The organism is Rhizobium sp. CF142, assembly GCF_000281145.1.
Taxonomy (GTDB): domain Bacteria; phylum Pseudomonadota; class Alphaproteobacteria; order Rhizobiales; family Rhizobiaceae; genus Rhizobium.
Genome location: NZ_AJWE01000024.1, coordinates 34,003 through 51,440, shown reverse-complemented (window position 1 = coordinate 51,440; position 17,438 = coordinate 34,003). Strand labels below are relative to the sequence as shown.

18 protein-coding genes are annotated in these 17,438 nt (G+C 61.3%); 12 read left to right on the top strand and 6 right to left on the bottom strand.

Translation table 11 applies throughout. From position 1 onward, the window contains the following. The first annotated feature begins 157 nt into the window (after positions 1-157). Positions 158-304, top strand: a complete 147-nt coding sequence (locus PMI11_RS37685; protein WP_007815328.1) for a hypothetical protein — start codon at positions 158-160, stop codon at positions 302-304. Positions 305-648: 344 nt separating this feature from the next. Continuing rightward, the gene (locus PMI11_RS07915) at positions 649-1,332 is read left to right on the top strand and encodes a hypothetical protein (protein WP_007815325.1); all 684 of its coding nucleotides are present in this window, start codon (positions 649-651) and stop codon (positions 1,330-1,332) included. Between the two features lie 151 nt (positions 1,333-1,483). Here PMI11_RS07915 and PMI11_RS07910 read toward each other — a convergent pair whose 3' ends face one another. The 5 genes from PMI11_RS07910 to fabG form a co-directional block, all read right to left on the bottom strand. Next, complete coding sequence (locus tag PMI11_RS07910; protein ID WP_007815323.1) at positions 1,484-2,266, bottom strand: ATP-binding cassette domain-containing protein; 783 nt, start codon at positions 2,264-2,266, stop codon at positions 1,484-1,486. Continuing rightward, positions 2,259-4,514: an ABC transporter permease gene (locus PMI11_RS07905; RefSeq protein WP_007815322.1), complete on the bottom strand. Its 2,256-nt coding sequence runs from the start codon at positions 4,512-4,514 to the stop codon at positions 2,259-2,261. The genes PMI11_RS07910 and PMI11_RS07905 overlap by 8 nt, the downstream gene beginning before the upstream one ends. 102 nt (positions 4,515-4,616) lie before the next feature. Next, the gene (locus tag PMI11_RS07900; RefSeq protein WP_007815320.1) at positions 4,617-5,699 is read right to left on the bottom strand and encodes a substrate-binding domain-containing protein; all 1,083 of its coding nucleotides are present in this window, start codon (positions 5,697-5,699) and stop codon (positions 4,617-4,619) included. A gap of 215 nt (positions 5,700-5,914) precedes the next feature. After that, positions 5,915-7,105, bottom strand: coding sequence for a M14 family metallopeptidase (locus PMI11_RS07895; protein WP_007815318.1), 1,191 nt, complete (start codon positions 7,103-7,105; stop codon positions 5,915-5,917). Positions 7,106-7,253: 148 nt separating this feature from the next. Beyond that, positions 7,254-8,009, bottom strand: coding sequence for an SDR family NAD(P)-dependent oxidoreductase (gene fabG / locus PMI11_RS07890; protein ID WP_007815314.1), 756 nt, complete (start codon positions 8,007-8,009; stop codon positions 7,254-7,256). 275 nt (positions 8,010-8,284) lie between these two features. Between fabG and PMI11_RS07885 the strand changes: the two genes are divergently transcribed. The 6 genes from PMI11_RS07885 (at position 8,285) to PMI11_RS07865 (ending at position 12,336) form a co-directional block, all read left to right on the top strand. Then, positions 8,285-8,881 carry a L,D-transpeptidase gene (locus PMI11_RS07885; protein WP_007815312.1) on the top strand — a complete coding sequence of 199 codons (597 nt, stop codon included), beginning with the start codon at positions 8,285-8,287 and terminating at the stop codon, positions 8,879-8,881. 164 nt (positions 8,882-9,045) lie between these two features. After that, positions 9,046-9,168, top strand: coding sequence for a hypothetical protein (locus PMI11_RS36360; protein ID WP_007815309.1), 123 nt, complete (start codon positions 9,046-9,048; stop codon positions 9,166-9,168). A gap of 160 nt (positions 9,169-9,328) precedes the next feature. Then, a complete protein-coding gene (locus PMI11_RS07880) occupies positions 9,329-9,913 on the top strand; it encodes a hypothetical protein (protein ID WP_007815307.1) in 585 nt (194 codons plus the stop codon). A gap of 60 nt (positions 9,914-9,973) precedes the next feature. Then, positions 9,974-10,561, top strand: a complete 588-nt coding sequence (locus PMI11_RS07875) for a protein-S-isoprenylcysteine O-methyltransferase (protein WP_037070906.1) — start codon at positions 9,974-9,976, stop codon at positions 10,559-10,561. A 114-nt stretch (positions 10,562-10,675) separates the two neighbouring features. After that, entirely contained in the window at positions 10,676-11,461 is a 786-nt protein-coding gene (locus tag PMI11_RS07870; protein WP_007815303.1) for a hypothetical protein, read from the top strand. Further along, a complete protein-coding gene (locus PMI11_RS07865) occupies positions 11,458-12,336 on the top strand; it encodes an SDR family NAD(P)-dependent oxidoreductase (protein WP_007815301.1) in 879 nt (292 codons plus the stop codon). Before PMI11_RS07870 ends, PMI11_RS07865 begins: the two co-directional genes overlap by 4 nt. 64 nt (positions 12,337-12,400) lie before the next feature. On the opposite strand, the gene PMI11_RS07860 is transcribed toward PMI11_RS07865, so the two are convergent. After that, the gene (locus PMI11_RS07860) at positions 12,401-12,688 is read right to left on the bottom strand and encodes a hypothetical protein (protein WP_157179600.1); all 288 of its coding nucleotides are present in this window, start codon (positions 12,686-12,688) and stop codon (positions 12,401-12,403) included. Positions 12,689-12,880: 192 nt separating this feature from the next. On the opposite strand from PMI11_RS07860, the gene PMI11_RS07855 reads away from it, so the two are divergent. The 4 genes from PMI11_RS07855 to PMI11_RS07840 are packed head-to-tail and all read left to right on the top strand — an operon-like array spanning position 12,881 to position 17,437. Then, positions 12,881-13,570, top strand: a complete 690-nt coding sequence (locus tag PMI11_RS07855) for a CerR family C-terminal domain-containing protein (protein ID WP_007815299.1) — start codon at positions 12,881-12,883, stop codon at positions 13,568-13,570. Further along, positions 13,567-14,574 (top strand): secretion protein HlyD, encoded by a 1,008-nt coding sequence (hlyD, locus tag PMI11_RS07850; protein ID WP_007815298.1) that lies wholly within the window; start codon positions 13,567-13,569, stop codon positions 14,572-14,574. Before PMI11_RS07855 ends, hlyD begins: the two co-directional genes overlap by 4 nt. Beyond that, entirely contained in the window at positions 14,571-16,316 is a 1,746-nt protein-coding gene (locus tag PMI11_RS07845; protein ID WP_007815295.1) for an ATP-binding cassette domain-containing protein, read from the top strand. Before hlyD ends, PMI11_RS07845 begins: the two co-directional genes overlap by 4 nt. Then, positions 16,313-17,437 carry an ABC transporter permease gene (locus PMI11_RS07840; RefSeq protein WP_007815294.1) on the top strand — a complete coding sequence of 375 codons (1,125 nt, stop codon included), beginning with the start codon at positions 16,313-16,315 and terminating at the stop codon, positions 17,435-17,437. Before PMI11_RS07845 ends, PMI11_RS07840 begins: the two co-directional genes overlap by 4 nt. The last annotated feature ends 1 nt before the right edge of the window (position 17,438 follow it).

The following is a 17,438-nucleotide window of genomic DNA, read 5'->3' as shown; positions in this document are numbered from 1 at the left end:
ATCGGGCCGAGAGTGAACGGGCTTATTCCAAGCCCCGATATCTTCAGGCAATCGCGTCGAATAGGTACTCGCCACAGTTGCCGATGCCGATGGTTTGGGGAATACTCGTGATCTGGCCCTGAAGGCCTGCGCGGTGACTGATAAGGGGGACAATGTCATGTCTGTAAAATACCTTTTGGCCGCGGTAACGATCGCGATACTGACCCTTTCAGGGTGCGCGACCACCGGCACCGGCGGCGACAACACGACCTACGCAACTCCACTGGGGATTGGTCCGGTTCGCGGCAATATCGGTGGCTATTAGCAGCTGCTGATTTCCATTGAGAGCTGATCCACCGATGGGTTCGGGAAACCGGCCTATCGATCACAGTTTTCGAACCCTGTCTGGTTAGAGCAATTCCAGCAAAAGTGCATAGCGGTTTTGCGTCCGGAATTGCGTAAAAACAAAGAGATAGAGTGGTTCCACACCCGCTTCTGGCTGTCTGCGGCTTCGCTTGAGCGGCAGGTCCGACAAGTGTCTCGGCATAGGGGCCGTAGTTCTCCCGCAGCAAATGATGGATATATGCGGTGAGCGGGAGAAAATTCGTAAAGCGCTGTCGCCGCGACAAGGCGAGGCGTTGTTGGCAAGCGGAGCCTGGGATTGCTTTCATGGTAGATGACGTGAGCGCGGTGCGCCGCCAGAATACCGCCGGTCTGCGCCGGTTCCTCGATCTTGAGCAGCAGCGCGACTGGATGCGAGGTGAGACGATCCTGCGCGACGCCGACGAGCGCCCGGAGTCCCTGGAATTGCGTCTCAAATACGTCGCGAGGTTCGAGAAGCTGCTGCGCCGGCCGCAGGCACAGGCGGTTCTGGACATTCTCAGGCGCTACGGAAGCGACTGCATCCCGATCCCGCGCCGGACGGAGCGGCACTACTGGTCGGTTTCCTGTCTGCCGTCGACCCCGGGCAAAGCACTCATTCGCGTCAATGCGAGCTGGATGGAGCTCTTCTCGCTCTATGCTGATGGTGAGGACATCCGCGCGCTCTTCCTGGTGCACCTTTCCGATTTCACCACCGACCACTCGCTCGATCACGGCCAGGTAGACGAGGATTTTCTCGCGTCCTGTGTCATGATGCCTGATGACGTCAGCTATTTCTTTCCCAGAGGCGAGGACATTTTCGGCGTCAAGGTCCGCGGCTTCTCCTCAATTGGCAAATTTCTCGCGACCCCCCGTGCGCTGCAGGCTATCCGGGCATTCAACCTGACACACATGAACCGCGGCCGGAACGCCTATCAGGCCAGCCACTGTTACAGGCTGGCGGATCACATGCTGGGCGACGACGGACGTTGAGCAACGGATCAGGAATTGGATTCGGCGGTAGCCGCAAGATTTCGCGGTCGTCCGAACCGGCATGGAGAGTTCGACGATATCCTCTCGAATGCACAGAGGTCAGCTAAGGACCGCGAATCCGCTTCTGGCGCGAAGCGGAGCAGCCGATCGATCAGATCTTTCTTGCCTCATCGGCTGTCCGCGCGCTCTCGCGCGTGCCGGAAACGATAATCTCCAGCACCTCATGCTCGTCGGTATTCCTGATGTAACGATCGCCGACATATTCGCCGCGCTTGAGGACCATGACACGATCACCCACGGCAAAAATATCGACCAGGCGGTGTGAGATGATTATCTGGGCGACGCCCTGTCTCTTCAGTTCCAGCATGGTTTCGAGCAGCCGTTCCGTCGCCATCACGGAAAGGTTGGCGGTCGGCTCGTCGAGGATCACGACGCGCGGCTCGAACGAGATTGCGCGGGCGATCGCGACGGATTGTTGTCGGCCGCCCGACAGGCTTTCGACCTTCTGATAGACGGAGTTCACGTCGACCTTGAGCCGCTTCAGCACGCTGTCGGCTTCCGCATACATCTTCCGCCTGTTAACGAAAGGGCCTTTGAGCGGCCAGCGACCAAGGAAGATGTTCTGGCCGACATCCATGTTGCCGCAGAGCGCGAAATCCTGGTAGATCATCTCGATGCCGACGCCGCGGCTCTCATGCGGGCTCTTGAAGCGCACCGGTTGCCCGGCAACGAGGATATCACCCGCATCGCGCTGGTAAGCACCGGTCAGGATCTTCATGAGCGTCGATTTGCCGGCGGAATTGTCGCCGACCAGGCCGAGAATCTCACCGGGATAAAGCGTCAGATCAACCTTGCGAAGCGCCTGCACGGCCCCGAAGGCTTTTTCGATGCCCCGCATTTCCACGATCGGCGCGGATGGTGTCGCCTCAGCCATGACTGCTGTCCCCTGTTGACGCCCCTCTTCTCAGCCGGGCTCGCAGGCGTCCGAAAATATTGGCCTGGCGCACCCATATATCGATCAGCACCGCGACGATGAGGATGACGCCGATAAAGACGTTGATCCAGTGCTGCGGCATGCTGAACCCCTGGACGTTGAGTTGAAGCAGTGCGCGGACGAGCGTGATGACGGCGGCACCCGCAAGCGAACCGATCATCGTGCCGTAACCGCCGAAGATCGATCCGCCGCCGATGATGACGGAAGCGATCGCATCGAGCTCGCGAAACTGGCCGGCGACCGGGTTGAAGCTGCGGAAGTAGGCGACATTGATGATCCCGGCCATGGTTGCGCAGAGCGCCGACAGCATGAGCGAGATGAAGCGCACGCGGTTGGTGTTGATACCGGCATAGGCTGCGGCGCGCACGTTGCCGCCGGCCGCACAGACCTTCAGCCCGAACGGCGTATAGGCAAGCACGATACCGGCGATCACGGCGATGAAAAACATCCAGATCGTCTGGACGCTGACGACCTCGGCGACCGAGCGAATGATCCCCGGCGGCAGCGCAAGGCCGAAATGCAGGAGAACGTCATTCACCTTGCGCCCGAGCAGGTTATAGCCCTCGGGCCAGCCGGTCAGCTGCTGTCCCGCGACGAACCAGGCGGCGAGCCCCCGGGCAATGTAGAACATGCCGAGCGTGGCGATGAAGGCAGGCAGTTTGAAGCCGACGACGACCATGGCGTTGACGGCGCCGGCGCACGTCCCCGCAAACAGGCCCATCGCCACGGCGGTGAACGGGTCGGCGCCGAGCACCTTCAGGAAATAGGCCGCCGTGCTGCCGGCAAGGGCGAGCACCGCACCGACCGAGAGATCGATATCGCCGGCTGCGATGACATAGGTGAGCCCGACCGCGATGAGAGCGAGTTCCGTATAGTTGAGCAGGATGGCAAAGGTGTTGGGCAGGTTCCACCAGTAGTCCGGCCTGAGCGCGAGGCCCGTCAGCCACAACACTGCGGTCAGGATGATGGCAAGTGCGTCGCGGCGGGCGAGAAACTTGCCGAGCCCGGTGGCAGACAGCGCCATGTCGGTCGCCATCGCCCCCTTGGTCTGGACACCTTCGATCGCCACGCCACCCATCTCGTAGGCCGGCGGAGGCGGCCGGCCGCTGAGCCAGGCCCATAGCCGGGCTGCAACCTGGCGCCTGATAAGAATTGGCTCGATAAGCACGGCGAGGACGAGAAGCAGACCCAGGAAAACCAGCACGGCGCCTGCAGGCAGGGTGAACTTGGCGCCGACTGCGATGCTTTGACCGTCGATCACGACGGTGCGCGTGATCGGCCATCCCTCGCGCAGCACCTTGTCGATCAGCACGACGACCGCAGCACCCAGGCAGGACCCGATGACGCGCCCGCGCCCGCCGAGGATCGATGCTCCGCCGATGACGACGGATGCGATAATGGTGAGTTCCCAGCTGACGCCGTAGAGAGGGGTGACACCCTTGTCCTGCGCGGCCGACAGGAGAGCGGCAAGGGTCGCGCAAAGCGAGGAGAGCAGATAGGCGCGAATGCGCACCCAGCGCGTGCGAATGCCGGCATAGATCGCCGCCTGCTCGTTTCCGCCGGTGGCGAAAGTCTCATAGCCCCAGCGGGTCTTGGCAAGCACAAAGGCCCCAGCCAAAGCGATAAGGAAGAAGATTGCGATCTGGTTGTTGAAGCCGAGGAGATTCGTCTCTCCCAGATGAAAGAACAGCGGATGGTCTTTCGCCTTGTCGGAATAATAGATCGCCTGACCATGCGTCAGCGCGAGCACGAAACCGCGGCCGATGAAGAGCATCGTCAGCGTCGCGATGAAGGCAGGCACTTTCAGGACGGTAACGAGCACGCCGTTGATCAGACCGATCGCCGTACCCAGCAGCAGACAAAGGATCGCCGACTGGATCACGCCGAAATCGAGAAAGCTCGGGGCAAAAAGCCTGGCGAAGACGACGGCAACCAGCCCGTAGGTCGAACCGACCGAAAGATCGAGATCCCTGTTGACGATGACGAAAGTCATTCCCACCGCGATGATCCCCACGCGGGACGTATCACGCAGAAGCGCGTGAAGGCCTTCTGTCGATCCGAAAAAGGCCGGATTGACGATTGCCCCGCCGATATAGAGCAGCGCAAGAAACATGAGGAGCCCCGCCTCCCAGCCGCCGACGAGCTGGGGTGGCGCACGGCCGAGCGATGTCGTCGTGGCGGGCTCCATGAGTTTCTACCGACCGAATGGGTTTCTACCGACCGATCCTTACTGCCGCGTGGCGGGACGGCTCACGCCCTCCCGCCACGATTTCAGGCATCCCAAACGAAATCAGTTCTCGAAGCGTTTGCCGACCTTGGCGACGTTATCCTTCGTCACCAGCTGGGCACGCGTGTCGAGATTGGCAGCCGAGATACCGCGATCGATCTGGAGATAGAGCTGCATGACAGGCCAGAAGCCCTGCAGGAAGGGCTGCTGGCCGAGCGAGCCGGTCAGGTTCCCCGCTGCGATGCCTTCCTGCTGTGCCGGACCGAGATCGAAACCATAAGCGCACAACTTGCCGGTCTTCCCCATCTGGGCAACCGCCTTGACGAGCGGCGGCGTAAAGACGTTGTTGGCTGTGAAGGCGCCGACCACGTCGCCGCGGGACTCGAAGAGCGAAACAAGCGCGTTGACGGGATCGTTCGGGTTGGTGTCGATGCCGACATTCTCCGGACCGGCGTCAACCTTGAAGGCATCGAGCTTGCCGGCATCCTTCAACGTCTTGACGATGGCATTGAAGGCGGCGGTGACACGGTTGTTCACCTCGATATTGCCCATTGCGGTGGAGGACGGCAGCACGATCGAGCCGCTGGTCGCGCCACTGGCAAGGACGCAATTGGCGAGCGCCTCGCCGCCGATTGCCGCCGCCGACGCATCCTGGCCGGTGTGGCTGATCGCGCTCCGGTGCAGAATGGTGCCGTCGAACGAGTTGGTCGTCGCGATCGGGATACCGGCCGCCTCGGCAGCCTTGACGATGTCGTTATAGGCGCCGGTCTGCGGCGTCGTCATGATGATGCCGTCGATCGTCGGGTCCTGAATGATCTGGTTCAGGATCTCGATTTCGCGGGCGGGGTCGTCTACTGGCGATTCCGAACCGAGCAGCAATATCTTGGCACCGATCATATTGCCGGCGACGGTCGCGCCGACATAGACAGGGTCAAAGAAGCCGTTGCCTGCCGTATGCGTTACGATCGCGAAGGTCAGATGACCGTCAGCCGAATGGAAATCCTTCGTGCCGGGGGCCTCTTTTGCGGCTTCCTCGAAGTTGTAGCCGCCAACCGCTTTCTCGACGCCGCCCGACTGCGCAAATGCATCTGAGACACCGAGCGACAGTATCGCGGCCGATGCCGCGTAGAACAATACCCGCCTCATGATTGGTCCTCCCTTGAAACCAAGGGAGGAAAGCCGTTCGGGCGCAATGTATCGAGAGTGGGGCCGAAGGCTTATCCTCCCATTTGCTAATATTCTGCGCAATTCCGACCCAAGTAAACGGATAAGTTGATAGTCCTGGCGAATTTGTTTGCTTTGGAAGCAGCCGATAACCGATTCTGATTGGCAGACGTCTCTACGATGCGCGGAACGACGGATTATTCGGGATAGGACTCACCGCCCTCCGCCGCCTTGTGGAAGAGGATGAATACCAGGGGGTTGCCGGGCTCGGACATTGCATCGCTGCGCTGGCCGGTTATCTCTCCCGCCACGCCGCTCGTATATTCGGCCACCACTTCGCCAAAACTGTTGCGCTGGATGGCCACCTTCTGTCCGGGTTCGACCTTGTCGTTGAGCTTGACCAGATGCTCGACGATCCCGCCCTGGGTTGCCAGGATCGGGAACGCACTATTGCCGACGAAGACATTCACGTCCTTGCCTGTCCGGCCCATCGGCCCGGCAACGATGCCGTGATGCTTCAGCACGTTCATCGTGCCTTCCACGAACAGCGAGATCATCGCGAGGTCCAGGACGCGGGCAGCGCCGATCTCCGGCGTGAAGGAAGGGATGCCCTCGTCCATGAACGCGTTGTGCAGGACACCGGGATAGACATGGTTGTCGTAGATTTGGCCGACGGGATAGAGCTCCACCATGGCCTTGACCTCGGGCACATCCATGCCGCCGATATTGAATGCGGTGACTTCGAACCCGGTCGTTCCGGTGTGGAAATCGATCGCGAAGTCGGCGTTCGGCCGCAGCAGCCGGTTGAACAGCAGCCCGGCATGTCGGCTGGGCGCGGTGAGACCGTTCTCGTTCCCCGGCCATTCCCTGTTCATATCGATCAGATCTACGCCCCTGCCCTGATTGGGCCACCTGCGCTGCATGCCTTCGATAGCAGGGCGTGCCACGTCGGTGACCGCCATGACCGTGCCCGACATCTGCGCCGGATCGAGCTGGTTCATCACGGTCTGGACCGTGTGAATGTTGCTCATTTCATCGCCATGCACGCCACTGGTCAGGATGCCGCGCTTGCCCGGCTTCGCCCCCTTGGCGACCGTCACGGACACATACCAGTGCTGCCCCGTGGGCATCTGCACACCCTGAAAATACAAGTAATGCTTCTGCCCGGGCTCCAGGTCGTTGACATCGAGCGCGCTGACGACCTTTTTCCCTTGGATGACATCGCCCGTATAGACCGTTCCTGCGGCAGGATTGGCAGCGGGTTTCGCTGCGTCCTCGGCATTCGCAGCACCGGTACTGACGGCAAGGGCCGCCGACGCGCCGACCGTGGCAATGGAAGCGATCAGGAGATCGCGGCGATCGATGCCATTCCTCGATTTCTCCGACATGATGGAGGCCCCTCTGTGATTGAAAATCGACTTCAGAACAACGGCATGTACAGCGGCCGCGGGAATCCCGCACAACTTCAATCTAGGGTGTGCTGCCGAACTGGCAAGGCCGCGCGATTTGCGCCAACCTGCGGCGCTTTAATGCGCTTTAATGCGCAGTATAGGCCCCATCCACCAGGTAGTGAGCGCCTGTAATGAAGCTCGCCTGTTCAGACAGAAGGAAGCAAACGAGATTTGCAACTTCGTCCGGCGTGCCACGCCTTCCCATTGGCTGGAGCGCTGCCATCCGGCGTGTGCTCGCTGCCTCCAGATGCTCCGACAGGAGGGGCGTATCGATCCAGCCGGGACCGATGGCATTGATCCGGATCCCAAAGCGCGCATATTCGATCGCGGCGGCTTTCGTCAGCCCGACCAGCCCGTGCTTGGCGGCGGTATAGGCTGCCGCGGTCGGCAGTGCGACGGACCCAAGCGCAGAAGACATGTTGACGATTACTCCCCCGCCCGATTTCAGCATCGCGGCGATCTCGCATTTCATGCAGTAGAAAACGCTGTTCAGATTGACGTTCATCAATCTGTGCCAGTCATCAAGCGGATAGTCTGCGACCGCTGCCCGCACGCCATCGACCCCGGCATTGTTGACGGCGAGATCCAGGCCACCGCATTCCTCGACGGCAAAATGGACAAGCTTCTGCACGCCTTCGAAGTCGGTCACATCGACGACAAACGGACGAGCCTGTCCGCCGTCCGACCGAATCGCCGCTGCAATCGTGTGAGCGCCGTCAGCATTGCAATCGGCAATGATGACCTCGGCACCCTCCTGAGCGAGCTGCCGGGAAACCGCTGCCCCAATTCCGGAGCCGGCGCCCGTCACGATCGCGACTTTTCCTTCCAGGCAAAGTTTCATCGTTGTGTCCATTCCAGTATGCTAATACTCCTGCAAAACGAGTGGTTGAGGCAAGGAGTTTCATGGATGACTAAAATGAACACTATTGCAAGTTGCGCAGCTTGTCCGCCTGATGCGTACATTGTTCCACAGAAACGAATAATTGGCCGACCACCGGCAGCATCGACCCGAAATTCGGGATCGATTTTCGGAAATCCTGATGCGTAGATCCGCGAATGGATGCCCGTGCTCTAGCGGAAATCATCAAATCTGACTGAACTCTTTGGCAGGTGGAAATGGACGAACGGGCAGATGTCACACGCCGAGGCCTCGTTTTGGGTGGCCTGACTCTGATGCTTTATGGATGCAGTACGACATCGGATGGCCCGCCGCTGGGCTACCGGGTTTTGGGAAGGGACCCGGATGCCGATCCCCGCTATCGGCGACAGGAAGTGGCCTATGACGGAGGCGAGCCGCCGGGCACCATCGTCGTCGATACGGGGGCACGCTATCTCTATTTCGTCGAGGACGGCGGCCAGGCCACGCGCTACGGTGTCGCCGTCGGCGAAGAGGGGCTGAGCTTCAAGGGCGAAGCCACGATCGGCCGCAAGGCGGAGTGGCCCTCTTGGAAGCCCACCGACGACATGATCGCGCGCAAGCCGCGGCTCGCCCAATATGCCGATGGCGTGCCGGGAGGACCGGACAATCCGCTGGGGGCTGCGGCCCTTTACCTCTACCAGGGCGGCCAGGACACGCTTTTCCGGCTGCACGGAACCAACGCGCCCTGGTCGATCGGCCACGCGGTGTCGAACGGCTGCATTCGCCTGACCAATGCAAACATCGTCGACCTCTACTCCCGCACCCGGGTGGGAACGCGTGTAGTCGTCATTTGATGCCGTTTACCATGTGAAATTGCGGGGTTGGCCACACCGGTAAGTATCTGCTAATGTAGATTCGTTGCACATTGCATCACTCCCGCACTGTCCAAGGTGCCGATTATCGTCAAACTTTGAGGTGCAGCTCTTTCAGGCCTGCACCAGGATGAGGAGAGGACTTAATGAGCAGAATTTTATTCGTGATCCTAGCAACGCTTGCGGTGGCCAATCTGAGTGCCTGCGGGTCGATTGGTAAAGGCAAGGGGAAAGCTCCGCCGCCTGCGGCAACGGCCGTCTACAAGTAAAATTCGCATGACATTTAGGAAGGGCTTGATAGGCCCTTCCTCTCTCTAACATCCAAAAACGGCCAGGATTGATCCCGCCTGCCATTCAGGACGCAGGAACGGCGCATCAGCTGGCATCATCAGGCCCGCATTCGCAGGAGCCTGCACATGGAGCGTGTCGATGGCGCTTGGAAGAAGCCGCTTGTGCTTGGTCGCTATTTTGGCGGTTGTGGTATCATCGTGTCAGTCAGAAGATAAAGCCCCCCAGCCACGTTATACGTCCGATGCCCGTGACCTGAAGAAACCGGCCACGACTCAAAACCAGGCGGGGCGGCGTTTCATCGAGTTCCGCTCGCGTTATGCGCTGACCTACGGTCACACCTATGTCGTCTTCGGGAGCGCCGACAAGAACGGAAAAATGATCAATCCCGAGGTTGCGGGACTTGCCCCGGCTTCTGAAGATGCCGCGCCTTACGTCATCGGCCACTTCATTCCTGTGCCCGCCACGACAGGCGAAACGGACGGCGACCTCGAGGAGCAATACCGCTCGGCAAGCTGGCGCGTCATGCTGACGGACGCAGAATATGACGATACGGTCGCCTATATTCGCAAACTCAAGGAGCGCAGCCGCGTCTGGGAGGCGACCGTCTTCAATTGCAACGCCTTCGTGGCTGATATCGCCAAGCATATGGGGTATAAGACGCCCGGCATCTGGCTTCGCCCGCAGCAATTCATTACAAACCTGCGGGAGATGAATACGGGTTGATAGAAAAGCAGGGCGATCCCGGAAAACGGATCGTGGAAAGGTTCTGGTGCCGATTTGAACTTGTCAGTTCACACCATTGGCGAGATCGTCTGGGTCCTCGGAATTATCGCATGGTACGTCATTCGATACCCGTTTGAGCGCCGCGGCAAACGCGTGCCCGTCGTCAGCAGCCGGCGGAGCGTCTCGGAGAAGATAGCCCTTGCGGCGGCTCTCGCCGGGCTTGCGATCGTGCCGGGATTTTACGTCGCGACAGGCATCCCGAAAGCTGCCGACTACCCTGCCCACCTGTGGGCGGTCGTGCTTGGGGCCGCCATCTTCGCGCTCGCCATGTGGGTCTTTCGCAGGACACACAAGCAGCTGGGACGAAACTGGTCCATCACGCTCGAAATCCGCCAGAAGCACGAGCTGATATCATCAGGTCCCTACGCGCTAGTGCGCCACCCCATGTACACTTCCTTCATGCTGATGGGCCTTGCCCAGGCTTTCCTCCTGTCGAACTGGGTGGCGGGTCTGGCTGGCCTTATCGGCTTTGCCGTGCTGTTCTTCCTGCGGGTGGACAAGGAAGAGCGTATGATGATGGATGTTTTTGGTCCCGAATACCGCGCCTACATGGACAGGACGAAGCGGATCATCCCTTATCTCTATTAGAGCAATTCCAGCAAAAGTGTGCAGCGGTTTTGCGTCCGCAATTGCGTGAAAACAAGGAGATAGAGCATTTCCGTGTTTCGAGGAAAAACGGAAATGCTCTAGGAGGAGGGCACGATGAAGGGACGCACAATAAGGCTTTCGCCCGCAAGGCGGCTTGTCGGAGATCTCATGCGGTTTTCGATCGGCATCCCGCGCGTCACCGTGCAGCGGCAGATGAATATCCGCCCGCTGCTGGATGCCCGAAGCGCCTGCGATCCGCGCCCGTCATGGACCGTGCTGTTCCTGAAAGGCTATGCGCTGCTCTCAAAGGAGACCCCTGATCTCCGGCGCGCCTATATCAAATTCCCGTTTCATCAGCTCTACGAATATCCCGAAAGCGTGGCCTCCATCGCCCATGAGCGCGAGCATGAGGGCGAGCGGATCGTCCTCCTGAGCAAGATAAAAGGGCCGGAACAGCGCCCCATTCCGGAGCTCGAAAAGCTGATCCGCGAAGCCCGCTCGCTGCCGATCGGCGAGATCAAGGACTTCCGGCGTTCGCTCAAACTTGCCCGGGCGCCCGCCCTGCTCCGCTGGTCCATGATGTGGCTCGGGCTCAACCTGGCAAAGCGGCGCGGGCATTATTTCGGCACGTTCCAACTCTCGGTCTATTCCGGCCTCGGCGCCGAATCCTTGAATCCGCTGACGCCGCTCACCACGCTGCTGAATTACGGCCCGATCGATGCGGACGGCACGGTCACCGTGCGCATCCACTATGATCACCGCGTCATGGATGGCGCCAGCATCGCCCGGGCATTGGAGCGGTTCGAAAACATCCTGAACGGCGAGGTCGCCGGTGAGGTCAGGGGGCTGCCGCAGGCGGGAAAACCCGCCGGCATATCGATTGCGGGAATTGTCCCATGAGCGAAGGCGCCGAGCAGCGCCTGGCTGTCGTCGTTCTCGGAGCGTCCCGCGGCATCGGGCGGGCCATTGCCCGGGTCGCCGCGCGCGAGGGCAATATCGTGGTGCTCGTGGCGCGCTCCGCCGAAGGCCTTGCGGCTGCCGCAACCGAGATGACGCAGGCGGGCGGCGAAGCCTTCACGATCGAACTCGACCTCGCCTCTGCGGATGCATCCGCCCGGCTGGAATCCTATCTCGCCGAAAACGGGCTCGCCTGCAGCGTTCTGGTCAACAGCGCCGGTTATGGGCTGCGCGGCGCGGCAACCTCCCTGCCCGCAGAGGATCAGCTTGGGATCATCGACGTCAACATCCGTGCACTCGCCGACATGACCCTTCGCTTCCTGCCGGGCATGGTGGCGCGCCGCAGCGGCGGCGTCATCAATCTCGGCTCCGTCGCCGGTTTCACGCCAGGCCCATACATGGCGTTTTATTACGCCAGCAAGAATTTCGTGCGCGCCTTCTCGACCGCCCTTCATGAGGAGGTCCGCCGCTTCGGTGTGACAGTAACCTGCGTCGCCCCCGGCCCTGTCTCGACCGACTTCCTGGAAAAATCCGGCGCCGACCGGGCCGCCCTCTTCAAGGTCCTACCCAAGCTCGATGCCGATTATGTGGCCGAGCAGGCATGGCGCGGCTTCAAGTCCGGCCGCTGCCTCGTCATCCCCGGCATCTCCTCGAAGCTCGCCGCCTTCATTGCGAGAATCTTGCCGACAGCGCTGGCCCTGCGTCTAATCGGCCGGGCTCAGCGCCGCAAAAGAGACCCGAGCCCCCATCGGCCGGAAACGAGCCCCGCGGCACCGGCCCGCAAACCGGAATCGGCCTTCGGAAAGCCCGATGTCTAGGCTCAGAAGACGGCCTTCGTGCCTGAGAATGGACGCGCAGCGCTTCGGCCGAGGTTGGCCGGGATTAGGGCTGGTTGTCGCTGCGCACGAAAACCTGCTTTGAACGATCAGGCTGATCGGCCTGCTGTGCCTCTCGCCTGATTCGCAGCCACCAGATCGCGCTCATATGCGGCGCCGTCAGCTGTCCGTCATGCGGAGATGGCTTCACCACCTCGTTCTGGATGCGATTGCCTTTTCCGGGCGCAATATCGTCAGCGCAAACCATGGCCACAGGAAGAGCAAGAGCAGCGCCGGTAACAAGCGCTCTCCAGGCATGTCGTCCGATTCCTGGCGTGACGTGCTGGTTTCTCATCAGCCCATTCAGCCAGAACATTAGCATTTATGGAAGTACGAAACGGTAAATGCGCCGGCAGTAAACGTAAATATACTGGCGGCTCGCGCCCGCAATCCTCATACACATCTGGGCAGGACACATCAGGGCAGGCTTGGTAAAATAAACATTCATTCGATTGACTGAAATTTTCGTTAGGAGTATATATCAGCGATGACTGATGAATCAAACCAACCGAACCGCGCCGAAATCACCCGGGAAAAGCTGCTTTCCGCGGCCCTCGATGTCTTCGGCCGCTATGGCTTCGACGGCACCTCGACGCGGCAGCTGAGCGAGGCTGCGGGCGTCAACCTGCAGGCCATTCCCTATTATTTCGGCGGCAAGGAAGGCCTCTATGTCGCGACCGCGGAATATCTGGTCTCGCGCATCGACCGCCATGTCGGCTCCCTGCGCCAGCAGATCGGCGCCCATCTCATGGCGCTTGAGGCTGCGGGCCAGACACTGAGCGAAGAGGATGCGCGGCGCCTGTTGACGGAGATGGGCGCGACCATGGTCGGCCTTTTCGTCAGCAAGGAGTCCGAGCCCTGGGCGCGCTTCATCATCCGCGAGCAGATGGAGCCGACAGAGGCCTTCGCCCGTGTCTATCAGGGCCTCATGCGTCCGATGATCGAAATGGCGCGCCGCATGATCGGCACCATCCTGCAGGAAGACCCGGCCAGCGAACATGTGCGGCTGCGCACCCTCGCCTTCGTCGGCAACATCATGGTTTTCCGCGTCGCCCATGCCGCCGTTCTTGCCCAGATGGAGTGGCAGTCGGTTGGCCCTGAACAACTCCAGACCCTGCGCAACCTCGTTGCAGAGCTTGTCGGCCAACTACGTCCGGCGAAAGGAAATACCCGATGAGACGGATCCTCCCCCTTGCCATCCTCATTCTCCTCGCTGCGGGTGCCGCCGCCTGGTGGTATGGGCTGCCTCAGAAACTCGGCTGGCTGCCGGAACGATCGAGGGAATTCGCGCTCTATGGCAATGTCGATATCCGCCAGGTCTCCCTCGGCTTCCGCGTCAATGGCCGGCTTGCCTCGCTGGCCGTCGATGAGGGCGACATGATCAGGAGCGGCGAGGTACTCGGCAAGCTCGACGTCGCACCTTTCCAAGCGGCCGTCGCTTCGGCTGAGGCCAATGTCGCTGCCCTGCAGGCGACGCTCGACAAGCTGAAGGCCGGTCCGCGCCCGACGGAGATTGCCCAGGCGCAAGCCTCCTATGAGGAAAGCCTTGCCGCACTGCGCAATGCCAATATCGCCTATGACCGCGCCCGCCAGCTCCGTCCTCAGGGCACGATATCAGAGGCGAACCTCGACCAGGCGACCGCCAATCGCTCGATGGCGGCAGCACGTGCGGATTCCGTCAATGAAGCGCTGAAACTCCTGCAGGAAGGCAGCCGCGTGGAAGACATTGCCAATGCCGAGGCGCAATTGAAGGCCGCGCAATCTGCACTGGCCTCTGCCCGCATCTCACTTGCCGATACCGAATTGCGCGCGCCGAATGACGGCGTCATCCTCTCTCGCGTGCGGGAACCCGGCGCCATCGTTTCGCCGGCTGATACCGTCTATGTTCTCTCGCTGACGCAGCCGGTCTGGGTGCGCAGCTATGTGGCCGAAGGCGATCTCGGCCGCCTGCATCCCGGCATGAAGGTCGAGGTCACCTCCGATACTCGAGCCGACAAGCCCTATGAAGGCACGATCGGCTTCATTTCGCCGGTCGCCGAATTCACGCCGAAATCGGTCGAGACGCCGGAGCTTCGCACCGATCTCGTCTATCGCCTGCGCATCGTCATCGACAAGCCCGGCCCGGACCTGCGCCAGGGCATGCCGGTCACCGTGCGCTTTCCCTCGCTGGCCGCACAATGAGCGCGTCTCCCGCCCCAAAGGATGAAGCGCTGGTGCGGCTTGCCGATGTAACCAAGCGCTTCAGCGATGGCCCGCCGGCACTCGATGCCGTCTCCGGCGAGGTGAAGGGCGGCGCGATCACCGGCCTCGTCGGCCCCGACGGCGCCGGCAAGACGACGCTGATCCGACTGATGACCGGCCTGATGATGCCCGATAGCGGCACGGTGGAGGTGCTGGGCTTCGATACGCAGAAGAACCCGGCCGCCATCCAGGCCTCGATCGGCTACATGCCGCAGCGCTTCGGCCTCTATGAGGATCTGTCGGTTCAGGAAAATCTCGATCTCTACGCCGATCTGCGCGGCCTCCCAAAGGCCGAACGCGCAGCCTCCTTCGAGGAACTGCTGACCTTCACCGATCTCAAGCGCTTCACGACGCGGCTTGCCGGTAAGCTCTCGGGCGGCATGAAACAGAAGCTCGGCCTTGCCTGCGCACTGCTGAAGAAGCCGCGCCTGCTGCTGCTCGATGAGCCCGGCGTCGGCGTCGATCCGATCTCGCGGCGCGACCTCTGGAAGATGGTCGAGAACCTGACGCAGGAAGGCATCGGCGTGCTCTGGTCGACCGCCTATCTGGATGAGGCAGAGGCCTGTGATCACGTTCTGCTGCTCAATCAGGGCAAGCTGCTCTTTTCCGGCAAGCCGCATGACCTGACCGGCCGCGTGGAAGACCGCGTCTTCAAGGTATCGGGCGTGACGGGCCGCAGGCGGCAGGTGCTGGCCGAACTGCTGCAGACAAAGGGTGTCATCGATGGCGTCATCCAAGGCGATGCCATCCGCCTCGTCACCGGCAAGGATGAGACGCCTGATATCGGCGGTGCCGGCGGTGAAGCAAAGCTCGCGCCCACCCCTCCCCGCTTCGAGGATGCCTTCATCGATATGCTCGGCGGTGGCCCCGGCGGGCGCTCGAAACTCGCCGAAGCGCAAGCGGCGCCAAGCGAGATGGGTGATCGTCCCGTCATCGAGGCGCATGGCCTGACCAAGCGCTTCGGAGATTTCACCGCTGCCGACAAGATCACCTTCGATATAAGCCGCGGCGAGATCTTCGGCCTGCTCGGCCCGAATGGTGCGGGCAAGTCCACCACTTTCAAGATGCTCTGCGGCCTGTTGAAGCCGACGGAGGGCGAAGGCCGTGTTGCCGGCTTCGACCTGCGCAAGGATGCCGCCGAAGCGCGCAACCAGCTCGGCTACATGGCGCAGAAATTCTCGCTCTATGGCGATCTCACCGTCATGCAGAATCTCGAATTCTTCGCCGGCGTCTACGGCCTCTCCGGCAATCGCCGGCGCGAGCGCATCGAGTTGATGACCGATATATTCGATTTCGGCCGCCACGCGCGCCATTCGGCCAAGGACCTGCCGCTCGGCCTGAAACAGCGCCTGGCGCTTGCCTGCGCCGTTATGCATGAACCGCGCGCCCTCTTCCTCGACGAACCCACATCAGGCGTCGATCCGATCACGCGGCGCGAATTCTGGACCCATATCAATGCACTCGTCGAAAAGGGCGTCACGGTGCTCGTGACGACGCATTTCATGGACGAGGCCGAATATTGCGACCGCATCTCGCTGATCTATCGCGGCCGCTCGATCGCGCTCGGCTCGCCCGATGAGCTGAAGGCGCGTGTCGCCACCAGGGAGCAGCCGGACCCGACGATGGAGGACGCCTTCATCGCCCTTGTTCAGGAGTCGGAAACGGAAGGGGAAGCCGCGTGAGCACCTCTTCCCGCATCCGCCGCTTCGTCGCCCTCGTGCGCAAGGAAAGCTATCAGGCGATCCGTGATCCCAGCACCATTCTCATCGCCTTCGTGTTGCCGCTGATCCTGCTCTTCCTCTTCGGCTATGGCGTGTCGCTGGATACGACCCGCACCCGCATCGGCCTCGTGCTGGAACAGGCCACACCCTTGACGCAGGACCTCGCGGCAAGCTTCCAGGCCTCCCGCTATTTCTCCGTCACTGTTGGCCGCGACCGGCGCATGTTCGAAGAGGATCTCGTTCTCGGCAATGTGCGCGGCATCGTCGTCATCCCCGCCGATTTCACGACAGACTATGCCGCCGGCAACCACCCGCAGATCCAGGTTCTCGTCGACGGTTCGGACCCGAATACCGCCAATTTCGTGCAGAACTATGCGCAAGGGACCGTCGCCAATTGGGAGCGGCAGCGGCAATCCGAGACGGTGGCCGCCGGTCCGCCGATCTCCATCGAGCAGCGCTTCTGGTTCAATCCGGAGCTCACGAGCCGCAACTTCCTCGTCCCCGGCTCTATCGCCATCGTCATGACGCTGGTCGGCACGCTGCTCACCTCTCTCGTCGTCGCCCGCGAATGGGAGCGAGGCACGATGGAGGCGGTGATGGCGACACCTGTAACATCTGCCGAGCTGCTTGCCGGCAAGATCCTTCCCTATTTCCTGCTCGGCCTCGCCTCGATGACGCTCTGCGTGCTGCTGGCCGTCTTCCTCTTCGGCGTGCCGTTCCGCGGCTCGGTCGCAGCGCTCTATGCCCTGTCAGCCGCCTTCCTGATCCCCGCGCTCGGCCAGGGCCTGTTGATCTCCACGGCAACCAAGAACCAGTTCCTCGCCTCGCAGATCGCGCTGATCACGGCCTTTCTGCCGGCCTTCCTGCTGTCGGGCTTTCTCTTCGAGATCAATTCCATGCCCGCAATCATCCAGTGGATCACCATCATCGTGCCGGCCCGCTATCTGATCCCCAGCCTGCAGACGGTGTTCCTGGCAGGCGATATCTGGCCAATGTTCGCCCGCTCCATCGCCGTCATGCTCACGATCGGCGGCATCATGTTTGTGCTCGCCGCCCGCAGCACCAGAAAGAGGATCGGCTGAG

Bases quoted from the DNA above. Each gene is read 5' to 3' on its own strand.
- fabG (WP_007815314.1), bottom strand. From the start codon at position 8,009: ATGAAACTTTGCCTGGAAGGAAAAGTCGCGATCGTGACGGGCGCCGGC.
- PMI11_RS07860 (WP_157179600.1), bottom strand. From the start codon at position 12,688: ATGAGAAACCAGCACGTCACGCCAGGAATCGGACGACATGCCTGGAGA.
- PMI11_RS07845 (WP_007815295.1), top strand. From the start codon at position 14,571: ATGAGCGCGTCTCCCGCCCCAAAGGATGAAGCGCTGGTGCGGCTTGCC.
- PMI11_RS07885 (WP_007815312.1), top strand. From the start codon at position 8,285: ATGGACGAACGGGCAGATGTCACACGCCGAGGCCTCGTTTTGGGTGGC.
- PMI11_RS07855 (WP_007815299.1), top strand. From the start codon at position 12,881: ATGACTGATGAATCAAACCAACCGAACCGCGCCGAAATCACCCGGGAA.
- PMI11_RS07915 (WP_007815325.1), top strand. From the start codon at position 649: ATGGTAGATGACGTGAGCGCGGTGCGCCGCCAGAATACCGCCGGTCTG.
- PMI11_RS36360 (WP_007815309.1), top strand. From the start codon at position 9,046: ATGAGCAGAATTTTATTCGTGATCCTAGCAACGCTTGCGGTGGCCAAT.
- PMI11_RS07865 (WP_007815301.1), top strand. From the start codon at position 11,458: ATGAGCGAAGGCGCCGAGCAGCGCCTGGCTGTCGTCGTTCTCGGAGCG.
- PMI11_RS07895 (WP_007815318.1), bottom strand. From the start codon at position 7,105: ATGTCGGAGAAATCGAGGAATGGCATCGATCGCCGCGATCTCCTGATC.
- PMI11_RS07880 (WP_007815307.1), top strand. From the start codon at position 9,329: ATGGCGCTTGGAAGAAGCCGCTTGTGCTTGGTCGCTATTTTGGCGGTT.
- PMI11_RS37685 (WP_007815328.1), top strand. From the start codon at position 158: ATGTCTGTAAAATACCTTTTGGCCGCGGTAACGATCGCGATACTGACC.
- PMI11_RS07905 (WP_007815322.1), bottom strand. From the start codon at position 4,514: ATGGAGCCCGCCACGACGACATCGCTCGGCCGTGCGCCACCCCAGCTC.
- PMI11_RS07910 (WP_007815323.1), bottom strand. From the start codon at position 2,266: ATGGCTGAGGCGACACCATCCGCGCCGATCGTGGAAATGCGGGGCATC.
- PMI11_RS07870 (WP_007815303.1), top strand. From the start codon at position 10,676: ATGAAGGGACGCACAATAAGGCTTTCGCCCGCAAGGCGGCTTGTCGGA.
- PMI11_RS07900 (WP_007815320.1), bottom strand. From the start codon at position 5,699: ATGAGGCGGGTATTGTTCTACGCGGCATCGGCCGCGATACTGTCGCTC.
- hlyD (WP_007815298.1), top strand. From the start codon at position 13,567: ATGAGACGGATCCTCCCCCTTGCCATCCTCATTCTCCTCGCTGCGGGT.